This window comes from Agromyces sp. Soil535, from assembly GCF_001428255.1.
Classification (GTDB): Bacteria; Actinomycetota; Actinomycetes; order Actinomycetales; family Microbacteriaceae; genus Agromyces.
Window position 1 is genome coordinate 194544 of sequence record NZ_LMRW01000023.1, and the last position, 16237, is coordinate 210780.

21 protein-coding genes are annotated in these 16237 nt (G+C 68.2%); 13 read left to right on the top strand and 8 right to left on the bottom strand.

Annotation, left to right across the window (positions count from 1 at the left end):
- On the bottom strand, positions 1-1521 hold the full coding sequence (glpK, locus tag ASG80_RS13890) for a glycerol kinase GlpK (protein WP_056731688.1): 1521 nt from the start codon (positions 1519-1521) through the stop codon (positions 1-3).
- Between the two features lie 111 nt (positions 1522-1632).
- On the bottom strand, positions 1633-2418 hold the full coding sequence (locus tag ASG80_RS13895; RefSeq protein ID WP_082590366.1) for an MIP/aquaporin family protein: 786 nt from the start codon (positions 2416-2418) through the stop codon (positions 1633-1635).
- A 208-nt stretch (positions 2419-2626) separates the two neighbouring features.
- On the opposite strand from ASG80_RS13895, the gene dhaK reads away from it, so the two are divergent.
- The 3 genes from dhaK to dhaM are packed head-to-tail and all read left to right on the top strand — an operon-like array spanning position 2627 to position 5002.
- Positions 2627-3628 (top strand): dihydroxyacetone kinase subunit DhaK, encoded by a 1002-nt coding sequence (dhaK, locus tag ASG80_RS13900; protein ID WP_056731691.1) that lies wholly within the window; start codon positions 2627-2629, stop codon positions 3626-3628.
- An 11-nt stretch (positions 3629-3639) separates the two neighbouring features.
- Positions 3640-4287: a dihydroxyacetone kinase subunit DhaL gene (gene dhaL, locus ASG80_RS13905; protein WP_056731693.1), complete on the top strand. Its 648-nt coding sequence runs from the start codon at positions 3640-3642 to the stop codon at positions 4285-4287.
- A gap of 1 nt (position 4288) precedes the next feature.
- Positions 4289-5002: a dihydroxyacetone kinase phosphoryl donor subunit DhaM gene (dhaM, locus tag ASG80_RS13910; RefSeq protein ID WP_056731697.1), complete on the top strand. Its 714-nt coding sequence runs from the start codon at positions 4289-4291 to the stop codon at positions 5000-5002.
- 20 nt (positions 5003-5022) lie between these two features.
- On the opposite strand, the gene ASG80_RS13915 is transcribed toward dhaM, so the two are convergent.
- A complete protein-coding gene (locus tag ASG80_RS13915) occupies positions 5023-5787 on the bottom strand; it encodes an SDR family NAD(P)-dependent oxidoreductase (protein ID WP_056731700.1) in 765 nt (254 codons plus the stop codon).
- Between the two features lie 68 nt (positions 5788-5855).
- On the opposite strand from ASG80_RS13915, the gene ASG80_RS13920 reads away from it, so the two are divergent.
- Both ASG80_RS13920 and ASG80_RS13925 read left to right on the top strand, forming a co-directional pair.
- Entirely contained in the window at positions 5856-6188 is a 333-nt protein-coding gene (locus ASG80_RS13920; RefSeq protein ID WP_056731702.1) for a hypothetical protein, read from the top strand.
- The gene (locus ASG80_RS13925; RefSeq protein ID WP_056731704.1) at positions 6185-6370 is read left to right on the top strand and encodes a hypothetical protein; all 186 of its coding nucleotides are present in this window, start codon (positions 6185-6187) and stop codon (positions 6368-6370) included. The genes ASG80_RS13920 and ASG80_RS13925 overlap by 4 nt, the downstream gene beginning before the upstream one ends.
- 25 nt (positions 6371-6395) lie before the next feature.
- Here the strand turns inward: ASG80_RS13925 and sigJ are convergent, their stop codons facing one another.
- Positions 6396-7277, bottom strand: coding sequence for an RNA polymerase sigma factor SigJ (gene sigJ, locus ASG80_RS13930; RefSeq protein WP_056731705.1), 882 nt, complete (start codon positions 7275-7277; stop codon positions 6396-6398).
- Between the two features lie 95 nt (positions 7278-7372).
- Here sigJ and ASG80_RS13935 point away from each other — a divergent pair, with 95 nt between their 5' ends.
- Entirely contained in the window at positions 7373-8206 is an 834-nt protein-coding gene (locus ASG80_RS13935; protein ID WP_235508329.1) for an SDR family oxidoreductase, read from the top strand.
- A gap of 113 nt (positions 8207-8319) precedes the next feature.
- Here ASG80_RS13935 and ASG80_RS13940 read toward each other — a convergent pair whose 3' ends face one another.
- Entirely contained in the window at positions 8320-8925 is a 606-nt protein-coding gene (locus tag ASG80_RS13940) for a dihydrofolate reductase family protein (protein WP_056731707.1), read from the bottom strand.
- Complete coding sequence (locus ASG80_RS13945; RefSeq protein ID WP_056731710.1) at positions 8922-9776, bottom strand: metalloregulator ArsR/SmtB family transcription factor; 855 nt, start codon at positions 9774-9776, stop codon at positions 8922-8924. Before ASG80_RS13945 ends, ASG80_RS13940 begins: the two co-directional genes overlap by 4 nt.
- A gap of 197 nt (positions 9777-9973) precedes the next feature.
- Here ASG80_RS13945 and ASG80_RS13950 point away from each other — a divergent pair, with 197 nt between their 5' ends.
- Positions 9974-10516, top strand: coding sequence for a dihydrofolate reductase family protein (locus tag ASG80_RS13950; protein ID WP_200952573.1), 543 nt, complete (start codon positions 9974-9976; stop codon positions 10514-10516).
- 75 nt (positions 10517-10591) lie between these two features.
- On the opposite strand, the gene ASG80_RS13955 is transcribed toward ASG80_RS13950, so the two are convergent.
- Complete coding sequence (locus ASG80_RS13955; RefSeq protein ID WP_156401850.1) at positions 10592-10759, bottom strand: hypothetical protein; 168 nt, start codon at positions 10757-10759, stop codon at positions 10592-10594.
- Between the two features lie 162 nt (positions 10760-10921).
- Between ASG80_RS13955 and ASG80_RS13960 the strand changes: the two genes are divergently transcribed.
- Entirely contained in the window at positions 10922-11866 is a 945-nt protein-coding gene (locus tag ASG80_RS13960; RefSeq protein ID WP_082590372.1) for a patatin-like phospholipase family protein, read from the top strand.
- Positions 11867-12118: 252 nt separating this feature from the next.
- On the opposite strand, the gene ASG80_RS13965 is transcribed toward ASG80_RS13960, so the two are convergent.
- On the bottom strand, positions 12119-12613 hold the full coding sequence (locus ASG80_RS13965; protein ID WP_056731716.1) for a helix-turn-helix domain-containing protein: 495 nt from the start codon (positions 12611-12613) through the stop codon (positions 12119-12121).
- Between ASG80_RS13965 and ASG80_RS13970 the strand changes: the two genes are divergently transcribed.
- The 5 genes from ASG80_RS13970 to ASG80_RS13990 all read left to right on the top strand — a co-directional run bounded on the left by ASG80_RS13970 (position 12604) and on the right by ASG80_RS13990 (position 16086).
- On the top strand, positions 12604-13278 hold the full coding sequence (locus tag ASG80_RS13970) for a dihydrofolate reductase family protein (RefSeq protein ID WP_235508330.1): 675 nt from the start codon (positions 12604-12606) through the stop codon (positions 13276-13278). The two genes, ASG80_RS13965 and ASG80_RS13970, sit on opposite strands and share 10 nt — an antisense overlap.
- Positions 13278-14108 (top strand): MBL fold metallo-hydrolase, encoded by an 831-nt coding sequence (locus ASG80_RS13975; RefSeq protein ID WP_056731720.1) that lies wholly within the window; start codon positions 13278-13280, stop codon positions 14106-14108. Before ASG80_RS13970 ends, ASG80_RS13975 begins: the two co-directional genes overlap by 1 nt.
- 345 nt (positions 14109-14453) lie before the next feature.
- Positions 14454-14879 (top strand): hypothetical protein, encoded by a 426-nt coding sequence (locus tag ASG80_RS13980; RefSeq protein WP_156401851.1) that lies wholly within the window; start codon positions 14454-14456, stop codon positions 14877-14879.
- Positions 14880-14907: 28 nt separating this feature from the next.
- Complete coding sequence (locus tag ASG80_RS13985) at positions 14908-15138, top strand: hypothetical protein (RefSeq protein WP_156401852.1); 231 nt, start codon at positions 14908-14910, stop codon at positions 15136-15138.
- A gap of 378 nt (positions 15139-15516) precedes the next feature.
- On the top strand, positions 15517-16086 hold the full coding sequence (locus ASG80_RS13990; protein ID WP_056731726.1) for a dihydrofolate reductase family protein: 570 nt from the start codon (positions 15517-15519) through the stop codon (positions 16084-16086).
- Positions 16087-16237: the final 151 nt, after the last annotated feature.

Below are 16237 nucleotides of genomic sequence, written 5' to 3' on the forward strand. Positions count from 1 at the left end.
TCACCCGTGCGACACGTCGTCGTCCATCCAGCCGAACGTCTTCGTGACGGCCTTCTTCCAGAGACGGAGCTGACGGTCGCGCTCGGCCGGCTCCATCTGCGGCTCCCAGCGGGAGTCCTCCTGCCAGTGCGCGCGGAGCTCGTCGAGATCGGACCAGAAGCCCACCGCCAGGCCGGCCGCGTAGGCCGCCCCGAGTGCGGTGGTCTCGGCGACCACCGGGCGCACGACGGGCACGCCGAGGATGTCGGCCTGGAACTGCATGAGCGTGTTGTTGGCGATCATGCCGCCGTCGACCTTCAACTCGGTGAGGTCGACCCCCGAGTCCGCGTTGACCGCGTCGAGCACCTCGCGGGTCTGGAACGCGGTCGCCTCGAGGGCGGCGCGGGCGATGTGGCCCTTGTTCACGTATCGGGTGAGGCCGACGAGGGCACCACGTGCGTCGGGGCGCCAGTACGGGGCGAACAGGCCCGAGAACGCCGGCACGAAGTACGCGCCGCCGTTGTCCTCGACGGTCTTCGCGAGGTCCTCGATCTCAGGCGCGCTTGAGATGAGCCCGAGGTTGTCGCGCAGCCACTGGACGAGTGCGCCCGTGATGGCGATCGCGCCCTCGAGTGCATAGTGCGGCTTGTCGTCGCCGAGCTTGTACCCGAGTGTCGTGAGCAGCCCGTGCTTCGAGTGGACGATCTCCTCGCCCGTGTTGAAGATCAGGAAGTTGCCGGTGCCGTACGTGTTCTTGGACTCGCCCGGATCGAACGCAGCCTGCCCGAACGTCGCGGCCTGCTGGTCGCCGAGGATGCCCGCGACCGGTACCTCCCTCAGGAGGCTCGACGGCTCGACTGTGCCGTAGACCTCGGAGGAGGCCTTGATCTCGGGGAGCATCGACTTGGGCACGCCGAAGGCGGCGAGGATCCCGTCGTCCCACGCGAGGGTCTCGAGGTCCATGAACATGGTCCGCGAGGCGTTCGTGACGTCTGTCGCGTGCACGCCGCCCTCGACCCCGCCCGTGAGATTCCAGAGCACCCACGTGTCGGTCGTGCCGAACAGCAGGTCACCTGCCTCGGCCTTCTCCCGCGCACCGGGCACGTTCTCGAGAATCCACACGATCTTGGTGCCCGAGAAGTACGTCGCGAGCGGCAAGCCGACCTGCTGCTTGAACCGTTCGACGCCGCCGTCGGCCGCGAGGCGGTCGACGATCGGCTGGGTGCGGGTGTCCTGCCACACGATCGCGTTGTACACGGGCTGGCCCGTGTTCTTGTCCCAGACCACGGATGTCTCCCGCTGGTTGGTGATGCCAACCGCGGCGATGTCGTGTCTCGTGAGGTCGGCCTTGCCGAGCGCCTGCCCGATCACCTCGCGCGTGTTGCGCCAGATCTCCATCGGGTCGTGCTCGACCCAGCCGGCCTTCGGGAAGATCTGCTCGTGCTCGAGCTGACCCGACGCGACGATGGAACCCTTCCTGTCGAAGATGATCGAGCGCGAGCTCGTCGTTCCCTGGTCGATCGCCAGGATGTAGTCAGCCATGACTTCCTCTCAATCTTGCGGATGCCCCGCCGGCATCGGCGTCGGCGGGCGCACGTGCGCGTGCGGAACTGAAGCGGGGCCGGCCCTTCGCCGGCCGGCCCCGCCGGATGATCAGGTGATGATCGGAATCAGCCAGATGGCCGACCAACCGGCGATGAGTCCGCCGATGATCGGTCCGACGACGGGCACCCAGGAGTATGCCCAGTCGGAGGCGCCCTTGCCCTTGAAGGGGAGGAACGCGTGTGCGATGCGCGGTCCGAGGTCGCGGGCGGGGTTGATCGCATAGCCGGTCGGACCACCGAGGGACACGCCGATACCGATCACGAGCAGCGCCACAGGCAGCGCGCCGAGCGCGGCGAGCCCGCCCTCGCCCTGGCGACCGCCGCCGAAGCCGATGACGACGAAGACCAGCACGAACGTGCCGATGATCTCGGTGACGAGGTTCCACCCGTACGAGCGGATCGCCGGGACGGTCGAGAACACGATGAGCTTCAAGGTAGCCGGCACCTCCTCGTCGAAGTGCTGCCTGTACGCGAGCCACATGACGACGGCGCCGATAATCCCGCCGATGAGCTGCGCGCCGATGTAGGCGGTGACCGACAGGAGATCGACCGGGACGGTGAGCCCGAGTGCTGCGTTGCCGAACTCGGTCGCCCCGTTGGCCACGAGCCCGAGTGTCACCGCCGGGTTGATGTGCGCGCCCGATGCGAACGCGACGATGACGCCGGAGAAGACCGCGAAGCCCCAGCCGAACGTTATCATGAGGAATCCTCCGTTGAAGCCCTTCGTCTTGCCGAGCAAGACGTTGGCGACGACGCCGCAGCCGAGGAGCACGAGCATCGCCGTGCCCACGAGCTCGCTGAGGGCCAATTTCCAGAGATCGTCCACGTTGACCATCCATCCTTTTCGCTTGGCCCGAGGGCTTCGCCCAGGGGCGGAACACTGCCCACCATACTCAGGGCATGCTGCCCGCGGAATGGCCGCGCCGGATTTGATGGAAGCACTTACCGCAGGCCCGTCGTCGGGCGTAGGTTGACTGGGAAGTGCTGCGTCGGCGCCGACGCATGGTCGCGCGGCGTTCGGCAGCCCTGGGGAAGGGATACCCGTGAAGAAGATCATCAACGATCCAAAGCGCGTCGTCGACGAATCGGTCGCCGGGTTCGGCCTGGCCCACGCCGACATCGTCCGCGTGGAGATGGATCCGATCCATGTGGTGCGCGCCGACGCGCCCGTCGCAGGGAAGGTCGGCATCGTGAGCGGCGGCGGCAGCGGGCACGAGCCGCTCCACGCCGGGTACGTCGGGTTCGGCATGCTGGATGCCGCTGTGCCCGGGGCCGTGTTCACATCGCCGACGCCCGACCCCATCCTCGCCGCGACGAAGGCCGTCGACGGTGGCGCCGGGGTGCTGCACATCGTCAAGAACTACACGGGCGACGTGCTCAACTTCGAGACCGCGGCCGACCTGGCATCCGCCGACGGCATCACCGTGCGCGCGATCGTGACGAACGACGACGTCGCAGTGAAGGACTCGCTCTACACTGCGGGTCGCCGAGGGGTCGGCGGAACGGTGCTCGTCGAGAAGATCGCGGGTGCCGCCGCCGAACGCGGTGACTCGCTCGATGAGGTCGCCGACCTCGCCGAACGCGTCAATGCCAACGCGCGGTCGATGGGGCTCGCCCTGACGCCGTGCGTCGTGCCGCATGCGGGGGAGCCGAGCTTCACCCTCGCAGAGGACGAGATCGAGATCGGCATCGGCATCCACGGCGAGCCCGGCCGCGAGCGCATCAAGCTCGAGCCCGCCGACCGGCTCGTCGACCGTCTCATCGAACCGGTGCTCGACGACCTCCCGTACGCGACCGGCGATCGCGTGCTGCTCTTCGTCAACGGCATGGGCGGTACGCCGCTCATCGAGCTGTACCTCGCATACCGTCGCGCTGCGGAGGTGCTGGAGGAGCGCGGCATCATGATCGCGCGATCGCTCGTGGGCAACTACATCACCTCGCTCGAGATGCAGGGGATGTCGCTCACCCTGCTGAGGCTCGACGACGAGATGATCGAGCTGTGGGATGCCCCGGTGCAGACCGCGGCACTCCGGTGGGGACGATAGGGGAGGTATCAGTGGGACTGGACATCACCTGGGCGGTGGACTGGGTCAGGCAGAGCGCCGACGTGATCGCCGAGCACCGCGTCGAGCTCATCACGCTCGACCGCGAGATCGGCGACGGCGATCACGGCGAGAACATGGATCGCGGCTTCCAGGCCGTGCTCCCGAAGCTCGACGACCTGCCAGCCGGGTCCACGCCCGGGGATGTCCTGAAGCTCGTCGCGACGACGCTGATCTCGACCGTCGGCGGGGCGGCCGGCCCCCTCTACGGCACCGCGTACCTGAGGGGCGCGGTCGCGGCGGGGTCGGCGGCCTCGCTCGACGGGGCGGCGGTCGCCGCCGTACTGGCCGCGGCGCGCGACGGCATCGTCGCGCGCGGCAAGGCCGAGACGGGCGACAAGACCATGGTCGACGCCTGGACGCCGGCGGTCGAGGCCGCGGCGCTGGCGGCCTCGAACGGGGCGGATGCGGCCGCGGTCCTCGCGGCCGCGGCCGACGCCGCACGTGCCGGCTCCGATGCGACCGTGCCGCTCGTGGCGCGCAAGGGCCGGGCGAGCTATCTCGGCGAGCGCTCCGCCGGACATCGCGACCCCGGCGCCCAGTCGAGCGCGCTGCTGCTCCGGGCTGCGGCCGATACGGCGTCCGTATCGGCAGGGGCGTGAGGTGGCGACACCCGGCAAGGTCGGCGTCGTCTTCGTCTCCCACTCCGCGCGGATCGCGGACGGCCTCGTCGACCTCGCACGGCAGATGGCGCCGACCGCGGCGCTGATCGCCGCGGGTGGCACCGACGACGGGCGGATCGGCACGAGCTTCGACCTGGTGAGCTCCGGGATCGCGGAGGCGGACTCCGGCGAGGGCGTGGCCGTGCTGTGCGACCTCGGGTCGGCGATCCTCACCGCCGAGACGGCACTCGACTTCCTCGACGACGAGACGCGCGCCCGCGTGCGCATCGCCGACGCCCCGCTCGTCGAGGGCGGCGTCGCGGCGGCCGTGTCGGCGGAGGCCGGCGACGACCTCCAACAGGTCGTCGCGGCGGCCGAATCGGCGGGCGGCGGCGCGGCCGCCGAGGCGGCGAACGTCTCGGGAGCGCCGGAACCGCGGGAGGGCGGTACCGCGGCATCCGCCTACTCGCGGGTCGTCACGCTCATCAACGCCGACGGGCTGCACGCGCGACCCGCCGCGGAGCTGGTCAAGCTCGCGACCACGTTCCCGCAGAAGGTCACGGTGAACGGAACCGACGCGAAGAGCCTGCTCGCCATCATGTCGCTCGGCCTCACGAAGGGCGCGACGGTGGAGCTCTTGAGTGAGGATCCGAACGGGCGCGAGGCTGTCGACGCGATCGCCGCGCTGGCGGAGTCGGGATTCGGCGAGGGCTGAGCGGGCGGCCGGCTGCGGCGTCAGTTGCCGCCGGCCACGCGGATGTCGGCGCCCGACGTATAGGAGGCATCCGCCGAGAACAGGTAGGCCACCGCACCCGCGATCTCGTGGACCTCGCCCGGTCGACGCATGGGGATGTGCGTTGCGCGCTCGTCGGGCGCGTTCGGTCGCCCCGCCGCCGCGTGGATCTCGGTGCGGGTCGTGCCCGGTGAGACCGTGTTCACGCGCACGCCCACCGGACCGAATTCCTTCGACGCGCCCGTCGTGAGCGCATTCAGGGCCGCCTTGCTCATCGAGTACGGGATGTACGTGTTCGGCGCACCCGTGGTGGCCGCGCCCGAGGAGATGTTCACGATGCAGCCGCCGGCACCGCCTCGGTCGGTGGCCATGTGCGTGATCGCCGCGCGGGTCAGCACAATGGGCGCGAGCACGTTGATGCGGAACACGAGCTCGGATTCCTCGACGGAGCCATCGAGGAATCCGCCGATCCGCCCGGTGATGCCGGCGTTGTTCACGAGCCCTGTGACCGTGCCGAACCGCTCGATCGCAGCTGGGAGCACCGTCGCGGCCGCGTCCAGGTCGGCCAGGTCGACGCGCATCAGCTGCACCCGCGCGCCGGATGCCTCGCAGGCGCGCACGACCTCGGTGGCGTCCGCCTCCCGGTCCCGGTAGGTGAGCACCAGGTCGTGGCCGTCGGCGGCGAGCCGTTCGGCGACGGCGGCCCCGATGCCCCGGCTGGCGCCAGTGACGACGGTGACAGGGCGGCTGGCGGCATCCGACTGCATGGCCACCAGCCTATGGCGCACGAATGCGGGTATGGCGCCGTCGAGGGGAGCGGGCGTACCATCAGCGCATGGCACGCGAAGAGGCCAGCCCGCCTGAGGGCAACTCGTTCACGAGGTTCTTCGAACGCGTGGACCGGGCGCTGGAGCCCGTGTTCGGCCCTCCGCCGATCACGGCCGATGACGAGAGACCCGCGATCCCCGCCGACCAGCAGACCTGCCCGATCTGCGGGCATCCGATGTTCGAGCATGTCATCGACCATTCGACCCCGAACACCGTGCTCGTCTGCCCGACCGACGAACGGCTCCCGGAGCAGGATATGACGGGACCGTACAACGAGCTGGGAATGCCGGCGACCGGGCGCCGACTCGAGAAGTTCGAAGAGCGCACCGAGCCGCAGTGACCGTGGCGGAGGTGCTGCGGGGGAGGGCCCTCCGGCCTGGCGATACCGTCACGGTCGCGGCGCTGTCGGGTGGCCTCGACGAGGACGAGGCGCCGAACGTGCCGCTGCCACTCGGGGTGCTCGCCGAGGTCGATGCCGACGCGGCATCCGTCACCCTGCTGGAGCCCGCGGTCGACGCCTGACAGAGCGGCAGCCGGGGCCGGGCACTCAGCCGGCCAGCGACGAGACGCCGAGGGTCCGGAGCCGATCGGGGTCGGCGAGCACGTCGATCGCGACGATCAGGCCGTCGTTCACGGTGAACGCCATCACCGAGACCGCCTCCTTGCGCGGCACGACGACGACGCCGGGCGCGCCGTTGACGAGCACCGGGCGGGCATGCGGCGCGAGGACGCCGTACATGACCGCGTTGCCCGCCACCTCCTGGGCGCCGCGGAAGAACAAGGATGCCGCCGGGCGCCCGGTGCCCCCGTCGGATCGCAACACGACATCGGGATGCAGCACCGCGACGAGTGCCTCGAAGTCGCCGTTCCGGGAGGCCGCGAAGAAGGCGTCGACCACCTCCCGCTGCCGGACCGGGTCGCGGTCGGGAGTCGGCGCCTGCTGCACCCGCCGGCGAGCGCGACTGGCGAGCTGGCGCGCTGCAGCCGGCGTGCACGGCACGATCGGCGCGATCTCGTCGAACGGCACCGCGAACATGTCGTGCAGGACGAAGCACAGGCGCTCGGCAGGGGTCAAGGTGTCGAGGACGACGAGGAGGGCGAGCCCGACCGAGTCGGCCAGGACGGCCTCGCGCTCGGGATCGACCGCTTCGGCGCGGCTCAGGACGGGATCGGGCATATGGATGCCATACGGCTGCTCGGGTCGTGTCGCACGCGCCCTCAGGATGTTCAGGCAGACGCGAGCGACGATCGTGGTGAGCCAGCCGCCGAGGTTCTCGACCTTGCTCGCGTCGGCGCGGCTGGCACGCAGCCACGCCTCCTGCACGGCATCGTCGCTTTCGCTCAACGAGCCGAGCATCCGGTAGGCCACGGCACGGAGATGGCCGCGGTGCGCGTCGAATCGTTCGGCCAGCAGATCGAGGTCGGGCATCTGTCACATTCTCTCAGTGGGGCGTGTCAATGCAGTGAAACACGTTCCGGCCGGCACGGCGCGGAGCGGCATACGACACGAGGGAGAGCACGATCATGCAGGAGCCGATGCACCAGGAGAACAGCCGGAACGTCACGATCCTCGTCACTGGTGGCACGGGCACGCTCGGCCGGCTCGTCGTCGCCCGGTTGCGAGAGGCGGACCGTCAGGTGCGCGTGCTGGGACGGACGGCGCCGGCGACAGGAATCGACGGGGTGGAGTTCGCCGCCGCCGACCTCGAGTCAGGCGAGGGCGTCGAGGCAGCGATGGCGGGGATCGAGGTCGTCGTCCACTGTGCTGGCAGCGGCACCGGCGACGAGGGCAAGGCGCGCAGGCTCGTCGAGGCGGCGAAGCTCGCAGGGGTGCGGCACATCGTCTACATCTCGGTCGTCGGCGCCGACCGGATGCCGGTCGTGAGCGCCACCGACCGGCGCATGTTCGGCTACTTCGCCGAGAAGGCGGGCGCCGAGCGCGTGATCACCGAGTCCGGCATCCCGTGGACCTCGCTTCGCGCCACCCAGTTCCACGACCTCGTGTTCATGGTCGCCGAGCAGATGGCGAAGCTTCCGGTCGTCCTACTGCCGCGCCGGATGCGCGTCCAGCCCGTCGACGCCGGGGAGGTGGCGGACCGACTGGTCGAGCTCGCGCTCGGCGCACCGGCGGGGCTCGTCCCGGACCTTGCGGGACCCCGGATCTACGACGCCGCGGAAGTCATGCGGGGCTACCTTCGGGCGACGGGTCGACGCCGTCCGATCGTGCGGATCGGGCTGCCCGGTGGTGCGGCGCGCGCGATGCTGGGCGGTGCGAACCTGTCGCCAGACCGGGCGGTGGGGGAGCACACCTGGGAGGAGTTCCTCGCCGAGCGGGTCGGGGAGCGCGTCGTGGTCTGAACCGCGGTCTGAAGGATGTAGAGGATGCCGCTGGGCCCCCACCGGAGTATGGGAGCAGGAGCCAGCGGCATCCGCTCGTCCTGATTTCGAGACGCGTCGCCGCGAGGTCTTCCCTAATCGTCGGCGCGCAGCCGGTCGTAGGCGAGGGAGACGACCCCGTGCTCGCCGGTCACCGCCTTGGCGAGGCCCCATTTGGTTGCCGGCAGGCCGTCCTCGAACAACCGCGCGCCGCCGCCGAGGATCTCCGGGAAGATCATGAACGAGAGCCGGTCGACGCGATCGGCGGCGAGCAGCGCCTTGATCACGCTCGCGCTCGAGAACACGACGATGTCGCCGCCCTCTTCCGCCCTCAGCCGGTCGACGACGTCCTCGGCCGGCTCGTCGAAGACCCGCGTTCGCTCCCACGGCGCCTCGGTGAGCGTGCTGGAGAGCACGACCTTCTCGGCGTCGCGCATCCAGGCGGCGTAGCCGCGGTCCCGCGGGTCGGCGTCAGCCTGGTCGGCGACCGGCGGCCAGTAGCCCATGAAGCCCTCGGCGTTCGTGCGGCCGAGCAGCGCTGTCGTTGCCGGCTGCCAGAGCCCGGTGAGGTGGTCGCGCGCAACGTCGGTGAGCGCGTACGGCATCACGAAGCCCATGTCCTGGGGACCACCCGGGCCGTGGTAGTACCCGTCGATGCTGAGGATGATGTTGACGACCACGCGGCGTCCGTTGGTATTCATTGCGCTTCCTCACTGGTGATGGTGTGACTGGTGATGGTGCTCGCCGCGACGGTCGCGGCGAGCTTGTCGAGGCACTGGTCCCAGCCGAGCTGGATGCCCGCGATGAACTCCGCCGAGGGGACGGTGCTGTCGCTGATGCGCAGCCGCACCTCGAGGTCGGTCCCCGCCCCCGCATCCGCGAGCGAGTACGAGTAGTGCGCCGTGAACGCGGTCGTGCCGTCCGGCAGCAACGGCGAGAGGCGGAACGCGAGGTGCTCCGCCGCCTTCACGTCGTCGACCACCCCCTCGGCCCGGCCGACCACGCCGTCCACGCCTATGCGGTCGTCGGCATCGGAGTACTCCTGCACGAGGCGGTCGCCGGGCCGGGTGCCGAACTCGACGTGCGCGAGCCGCAGGTCGGCCGGCGCCCACCACTCGGCGAGCAGCGCGGGCTGGGTCAGGTGATCCCACACGGTGTCGCGGGATGCGGCGAGCGTGCGGCGGAACACGTAGTCGCGTTCGTCGGCCCACCGGTCACGGTCGGCGGCGAGGGTCTCGGCCTCGACGCTCGCGAAGTACTGGTCGAACGCGTCCCGGTCGCTGCGGTTCGCGTCGGCGAGGTCCGCGACCCGCCCCAGCTCCGCCATGACTGACAGGAGCGCCTCGGTCTGCAGGGCGTAGATGCGCCGCTGTCCGGAGCGGCGGGCGATGACGAGCCCCGCCCGCTCGAGCGTCTGCAGGTGCTTGGTCGCCTGCGGCTGGCGCAGACCGGCGAGTTCGGCAACGACGCCGACCGATCGGGGCCGCTCGGCGAGGAGCTGGACGATCCGCCACCGGGCGGCGTCTGCAAGGGCGGCGAGCTGTTCGTGCATGGCTTAAGTATTCATCGGAGTGAATATTCATGTCAAGGACTAATTCGCGATGTCGAGTCACCCCGCACCGCTCCGACTCACCAGCAGCGCCGCAGACGCGGCAGGAGAGGAGCGAGCACTGGGCAAGGTTGTCTTCGTCGTACCGCCGGAGCGCAGCCGATATGGACACAGTTCACATCGGCTGGCATGATCGGTCGGTGAGCTCGAGAAAAGTCGTCGTGTACGAGTTGATGTCACTCGACGGTGTCGCCGAGAATCCCGCCGGTTTCCTCACCGACTGGGACGACGCAGTGGACGCCACCATCGCCGATGTGATCGCAACGCAAGACGCTGTGATCCTGGGCCGTCGCAGCTACGACGAATGGGTTGGGTTCTGGCCGGGCAGCGAGATCGAGCCGTTCGCGACGTTCATCAACACGGTCGCGAAGTACGTCGCGACATCCGCACCGATCGACCGCGAGTGGGCCCACGCGAGTGCGGTCGCAGGCGGGCTGGTCGATTTCGTGCGAGACCTGAAGAACCGGCCCGGAGGCGACATCGGCGTCCACGCCAGCATCTCGGTCGCGCAGACACTGCTGACCGCAGGCGTCGTCGACGAACTCAGGCTCGTGATCGCGCCGACGATCGCCGGCGCCGGGCGAAGACTCCTTGACGGGTTGCCGCCGATCCGCCTCGTCCCGATCCGAAACGTGATCTCCCCAACAAGCCACCTGCTTCTCGACTACCGCGTCATCGGGTAGGCGTCGGTCGCACCCAACCTCCATCGCACCGTCGGTTGGTCCGATCCCTCGCAGGAGAAGCGTGAGTTGCCCGTGTCAATCAGCGACATGCCCGGCGGCACGAAGCTCGTCACACTCAAGGCCGGCCCGGTGGTGGTCGCCGCGCTCGATCGTCAGCACTGCATCGCTGTCGATGTAGCCGAGGGTCGAGCGGTGGGGTGGGGCGGATTTGGGCAGGTCCAACCAGAACTCGTCGGTTGGCACGCCGAGCCCCAACCGGTAAAGTTCTCGGCGAACGTGACACGATTCGAGGAGGTGAGCCCGATGCACACACTGTCCACTCTGGGCGCTCCTTCGAGTTCACGATCGCGCGACTGACGTAGCCGTCGCGGGGAGCGCTGCATGCACTCTCAGAAAGCTACGACTATGAATCATTCACTTCCGTTCAACTCGGAGGCGACTTCTCACAACGTCTCGGAACGCCACTCCTGCACGGCGTTGGTCCTCGGTGGTGGCGGATCGACGGGCAACGCGTGGCTGATCGGCGTCATCGCCGGCCTGTTCGATGCCGGGCTGGACGTGACCACAGCCGACCTGACCATCGGGACGTCAGCCGGCTCGACGGCCGCGGCCCAGATAGCTGGCGCGACCCCGACCGAGCTGCTTGCCGCCATCCTTGCCATTGCCCCCCAGCAGCGGACCGGTCTGGTCGGATCCGACCATGCACGTGTTGCGAGCAGGCCCACGACGGACCATCTGGAGAGGATGAAAAAGATCATCGCCTCCGCTGAGGATGCGGCCGACATGCGCCGCAGAATGGGCGCGGCGGCACTCGAAATGGATGCGGCGTCGGACGGCTCCTGGCCAACTCAGTGGCGCGGCACCGTCGCCGCGCGACTGCCCAGTCAGCGCTGGCCGCAACGAACCGTGCTCATCACGGCGGTCGATGCACATACCGGTGATCCGGTCATGTTCGACCGCCACAGCGGGGTCGACCTGGTGGACGCCGTGGCCGCCAGCTGTGCCGGTGGTGGCCTTCCCTACAGGATCGGGGACGACCGATACATCGACGGCGGTTACCGATCCAACGCCGAGAATGCCGATCTGGCAGCCGGATACGAGCGCGTGCTGGTGCTGTCTCCACTCGGCGGCAGAACGCTGCTACCGCTGAACTGGGGCATGCAGCTCGCGGCGCAGGTCGACGAACTCCGCGCAGGCGGTAGCTGGGTCGAGACCATCTTCCCGGACAGCAGCTCCGAGCACATGTTCGGCGCCAATGCGATGGATCTGTCGCTGCGTCCGCCTGCTGCTCGAGCTGGTTACGACCAAGGCAGAGCCCTTGCCGAGCAGCTCACCGAATTCTGGCGCTGACGCCTGCGAAGCCAGCCGACGTAGGGGAGGCCCAAGCGATATCCAATTTCGCTCTATGTGCAGATTTCGCACATAGCGTGCTTTTGGTGGTGAAGCGCGTTATCCGTTTTCGTACTATTCGAGTCGGGCTGGGCTGGATCATGTGCCTTCGACCCGTAGGCCGCGGAGCACGACGTCGAGGCCGAGACTAACCTGATCGGCGGGCCGCGCGCTCGATCGCGATTGCGCCGACCAGCACGGCATGCAGGTCGGTCACGGTGATGTCGGGTCGGATGCTGCGGCGTAGGCGGCGTCGAGGCGCTCGAACGGGCCTGAGCCGCCGTGCGGCTTTGGCGGGGCGCCGAGGTGGCGGGCGCGGAGCTCGTCCATGAGCTCCTCGATGAACGCCGGACCCTCATCGCGCATGAGTTGCTGCCGGGCCCGGAGCTCGGCGCTGCCGGAACGCCAGTCGAGGCCCCAGTTGCCGAGGGCGTAGATGATCGGGAGGGTCTGGATGCCGGCTTCAGTGAGGCTGTAGCGAGCCCGCTGCCCTCTTGCGGCGGTGCCGCGGGTGAGGATGCCTGCATCGATGAGCCTCACGAGGCGGTCGGCGAGGATGTTCGAGGCGATGCCCTCGATTGATCCGGTGAGCAGCGCGCGGAAGTAGCGGCGGTCGCCGAAGATGACGTCGCGAAGTATGAGCAGCGACCAGCGGTCTCCGAGCACCTCGACGGCCGCGTTGATCGGGCTCCCGGAGCGTGGTTCCACGATTCCTCCTTGACAGGCATTTGCTTCTCACTATAGTAGTTGCAAAGTGCAATCACTATTGGGAAGAGGAGCCGATGGGCCGGTTTGTCTACGGGATGAACGTGTCCCTCGACCTGCGGATCGAGCAGGTCCCTGGGGACAACGGGGCTGGCGAGTGGGTGCGCATCGATGAGGAACTGCACCGCGAGTGGAACGCGCAGGAGCAGGCGCTCGCACTCATGGTCCTGGGCCGGGTCGTGTACGAGATCATGGAGGAATATTGGCCGCGGGCGCGCGAGGACGTGTCGCTGCCGGACTACATGCGCGAGTACGCCGAGATCTGGACCGCCAAGCCAAAGGTGCTCGTCTCCCGCACCCGACAAAGCGCCGATCACAACACCCGGATCATCGGGGGAGACGACGCGATCGAGCAGCTCGCCGCCCTTCGAGCCGAGACCGACGGCACAATCGGGGTAGGGGGCGCAGCGCTGGCGACGCAGCTGCTCCGGGCGAGTCTGCTCGACGAGCTGCTCCTCGCTACGCATCCCACGATCCTCGGCTTCGGCAGGCCGCTGTTCGACGATTACGACATGCCGATCGAACTCGATCTGCTCGAGCATCGATCGTTCGAATCGGGCGTCACGATGCACCACTACGCCATCCGCGATGTGAGCGAGGCCAGCTGATGCTGAAGCAGGTTGCCGGTGGCGTACTGGTCCACGAGAGCGAGTGCATCCAGAGCAACGCAGTTGTCGTGGAGGGCGATGCCGGCGTGCTGCTCATCGACGCGGGTATCACGGGCGACGAAATGGCGACCCTCGCGAACGACCTTCGCGAGTTGGGCCAGCCTGTCGTGGCAGGTTTCTCGACGCATCCCGATTGGGACCACGTGCTCTGGCACCCCGCGCTCGGCAACGCGCCTCGTTACGGCACAGCCCGCTGCGCGGCTTCTCTCCGAGATCTGCTGTCGAAGGCCGACTGGGAGGCCCAGGTGGCCGAGGGGCTGCCGCCGGAGGTTGCCGATGATGTCCCGATGGAGCTGCTCGGTCTCATCACCGGTCTGCCCGCCGAAGCTGCGGAGATTCCTTGGGATGGCCCCAAGGTCCGGATCATCGAGCATCAGGCGCATGCGCCAGGCCATGCGGCGCTGTTGATCGAGGAGTGCGGCGTTCTCGTCGCCGGCGACATGCTTTCCGACGTCCTGATTCCGATGCTCGACCTGCAGGCCGCGAACCCGATCGAGGACTACCTCGCCGCACTGGAGTTGCTTGAGCGCGTGGCGGACCGCGTGGATGTCGTCATCCCTGGCCACGGGTCCGTCGGCGGCGCTGGCCAGTTGCGCGCACGGATCGACCAAGATCGGGCCTATGTGAACGCCATGCGGAACGGCCACGTTCCCAGCGACCCGCGGATCGGCTCATCGGCCAAGCCCGGTTGGGAATGGGTGAGCGACGTGCACACATGGCAACTGCAAAGCCTCGCCCAAAGAAGCGAGCGCGATGGTGCGCCCGACTAGCGAGCGGGCAGCGGCGAGCGAAGATGGAGGACGTCGCATCGGCCGCCGTTTTGCAACCTGTTTGCAGAAGATGAGGTTTGATGGTGAAGTCGCTTAACCGGACTTCTACAAAGCTCTCCGCGGCATGAGGGCGCTACTTCGCTCGCTCCTATGTTCGGCTATGCGTGTGAGCCCCGCACCTAGGCGACGAGCCCGCGGCGTTACTCAAAAGGCCGAGCGAGGTCAGGTTCGAGACCGCGAGTACCTTCAGTTCCGCTCGCACCGGTTTGTTGGTGGGTGCGGCGCGGTGTGAGCGCCCTGAACGCGGGGTTGCCTCGCGCTGTTATGCACGGCCAAGGTGACCACATGAAGGATGAGACACCGGAGCCGTCGGAGAATACGCGCGCCACCTCGGTAACCGAGAAGCGGCACCGCGAGCAGATGTCCGTCCAGCGGTGGTCGCTCCTCCTCGCCTTTGTGAGCACCGCCCTGGTCGTCGCGTCGGTGGTCGTCGCGGTCGTGAGCACGGTCGCCGCCAACCGGGCAGCTGACGCAAATATCGCCTCGGTGGAAGAAGCGAAGGCCGCCCGCATCGATTCGTCGCGTGCTGCCTGTGTGGCGGCGCTGGTTCAGGTCTTCTCCAACTCGGCCACGTTGATTTTGGAATGGAATAGCACTGAGCTAACGGACTTGGATGGGCGGGAAGTACCGATCACCGATGTGGTGGTCCGCTCACCCGAGGTGGAGAAGGAGTTGCTCCCAGAGCACCCTGGATACTTGGGAGTGCGATAGCCCCGAGGTCATCCCGGATCGTTCCCCGTTGGCTGAAGGGCTCGGCGAGCGCGTGGAGGATGTCTTCTACGCACTCACGTTGGCACGACTCAGGGATAACACGGCCGAGGAGAAGGCGCAGTGCATCGCTGATGCGGTCTACGCCATCACGGATGCGGTCAACAAGGCTGCGGAGTACGTCGATGACCTGCGAGAGGGCGAAAGCAAACCGGCGACGTTCGAGGCGGCGTACCCACGCTGTGAGTTCCGGGTGGAATGACCCGCCGGCAGTACCGAGGAGGCGCGACGGACCCGGAGGCTCGTCGGGCGCCAATCGCAGGCCAGTGGACCATTCTGGGGCCGGTGGGTGCGGGCTGAGGCGGGCCGCCGCAGTTCGCGAATCGTAATTTTGCCTCCACTCAAACAGCTGGTCAAACGCTATTTACACGAGCAAGGGGAGGGCTTGGCGTAGTTTCAACAAAGTGCAAGATTTGACCTTTGTGATTTACGCTGCTGATGAAGTGCGTTATCCGCTTCTTCCCTAACGGTCGCGGGCTCGCGCTTCCTCGTCGAGAGCTGGGCCCTGCGAGAATGAGGGCGTGACCGGCGAACGCAGCTACCCCATCCTGCCCTGCCTGAATCACGGGAGAGCAACGAGATGAGATCACTTCGATACTCGATCAATGTCACGCTCGACGGCTGCTGCCATCACGAGGCAGGGCTCCCGCCGGACGAGGAGTCGATGCGCTACTGGACCGCTGAGATGGCACGAGCCGATGCCCTGCTTTTCGGCCGGGTGACCTACGAAATGATGGAGTCGGCGTGGCGGAAGCCGACCACGGGCACGTGGCCTGACTGGATGGGTGAGTGGGAGGTCCCGTTCGCCGAGACCATCGACCGGGCGAAGAAGTACGTCGTGTCGAGCACGCTGAGCGGGGTCGACTGGAATGCCGAGCTGGTGCGAGGCGACTTGGCGCAAGTGGTTCAGCGGCTCAAGCAGGAGCCAGGTGAGGGCCTGTGGGTGGGCGGAGTGACGCTCCCCCTGGCGTTGGCAGACCTGGGACTGATCGATGAGTACGAGTTCCTTGTGCAGCCGGTCCTTGCCGGACACGGGCCGACGTTGCTCGCCGGTCTGCGCGAGCGCATCCAGCTCGAGCTCGTGGACCGCCATGAGTTCCGGTCGGGGGCGGTCGCCCTGCGATACCGGCCCGCCACTGGTGATCGTTGACCCGCCTGCTGGAGCGCGGTGTTCAGCGGAGGAGCGAACGATAGCCGTTTCGCCCCCGGCTCGAGCTCGCCCGCCACGATCCGCGAGCCGAGGTGCTCGACGGCCAGATCCTGCAGGCGGGAACCCATGGGGCGAGCATATCGGCGGGGTG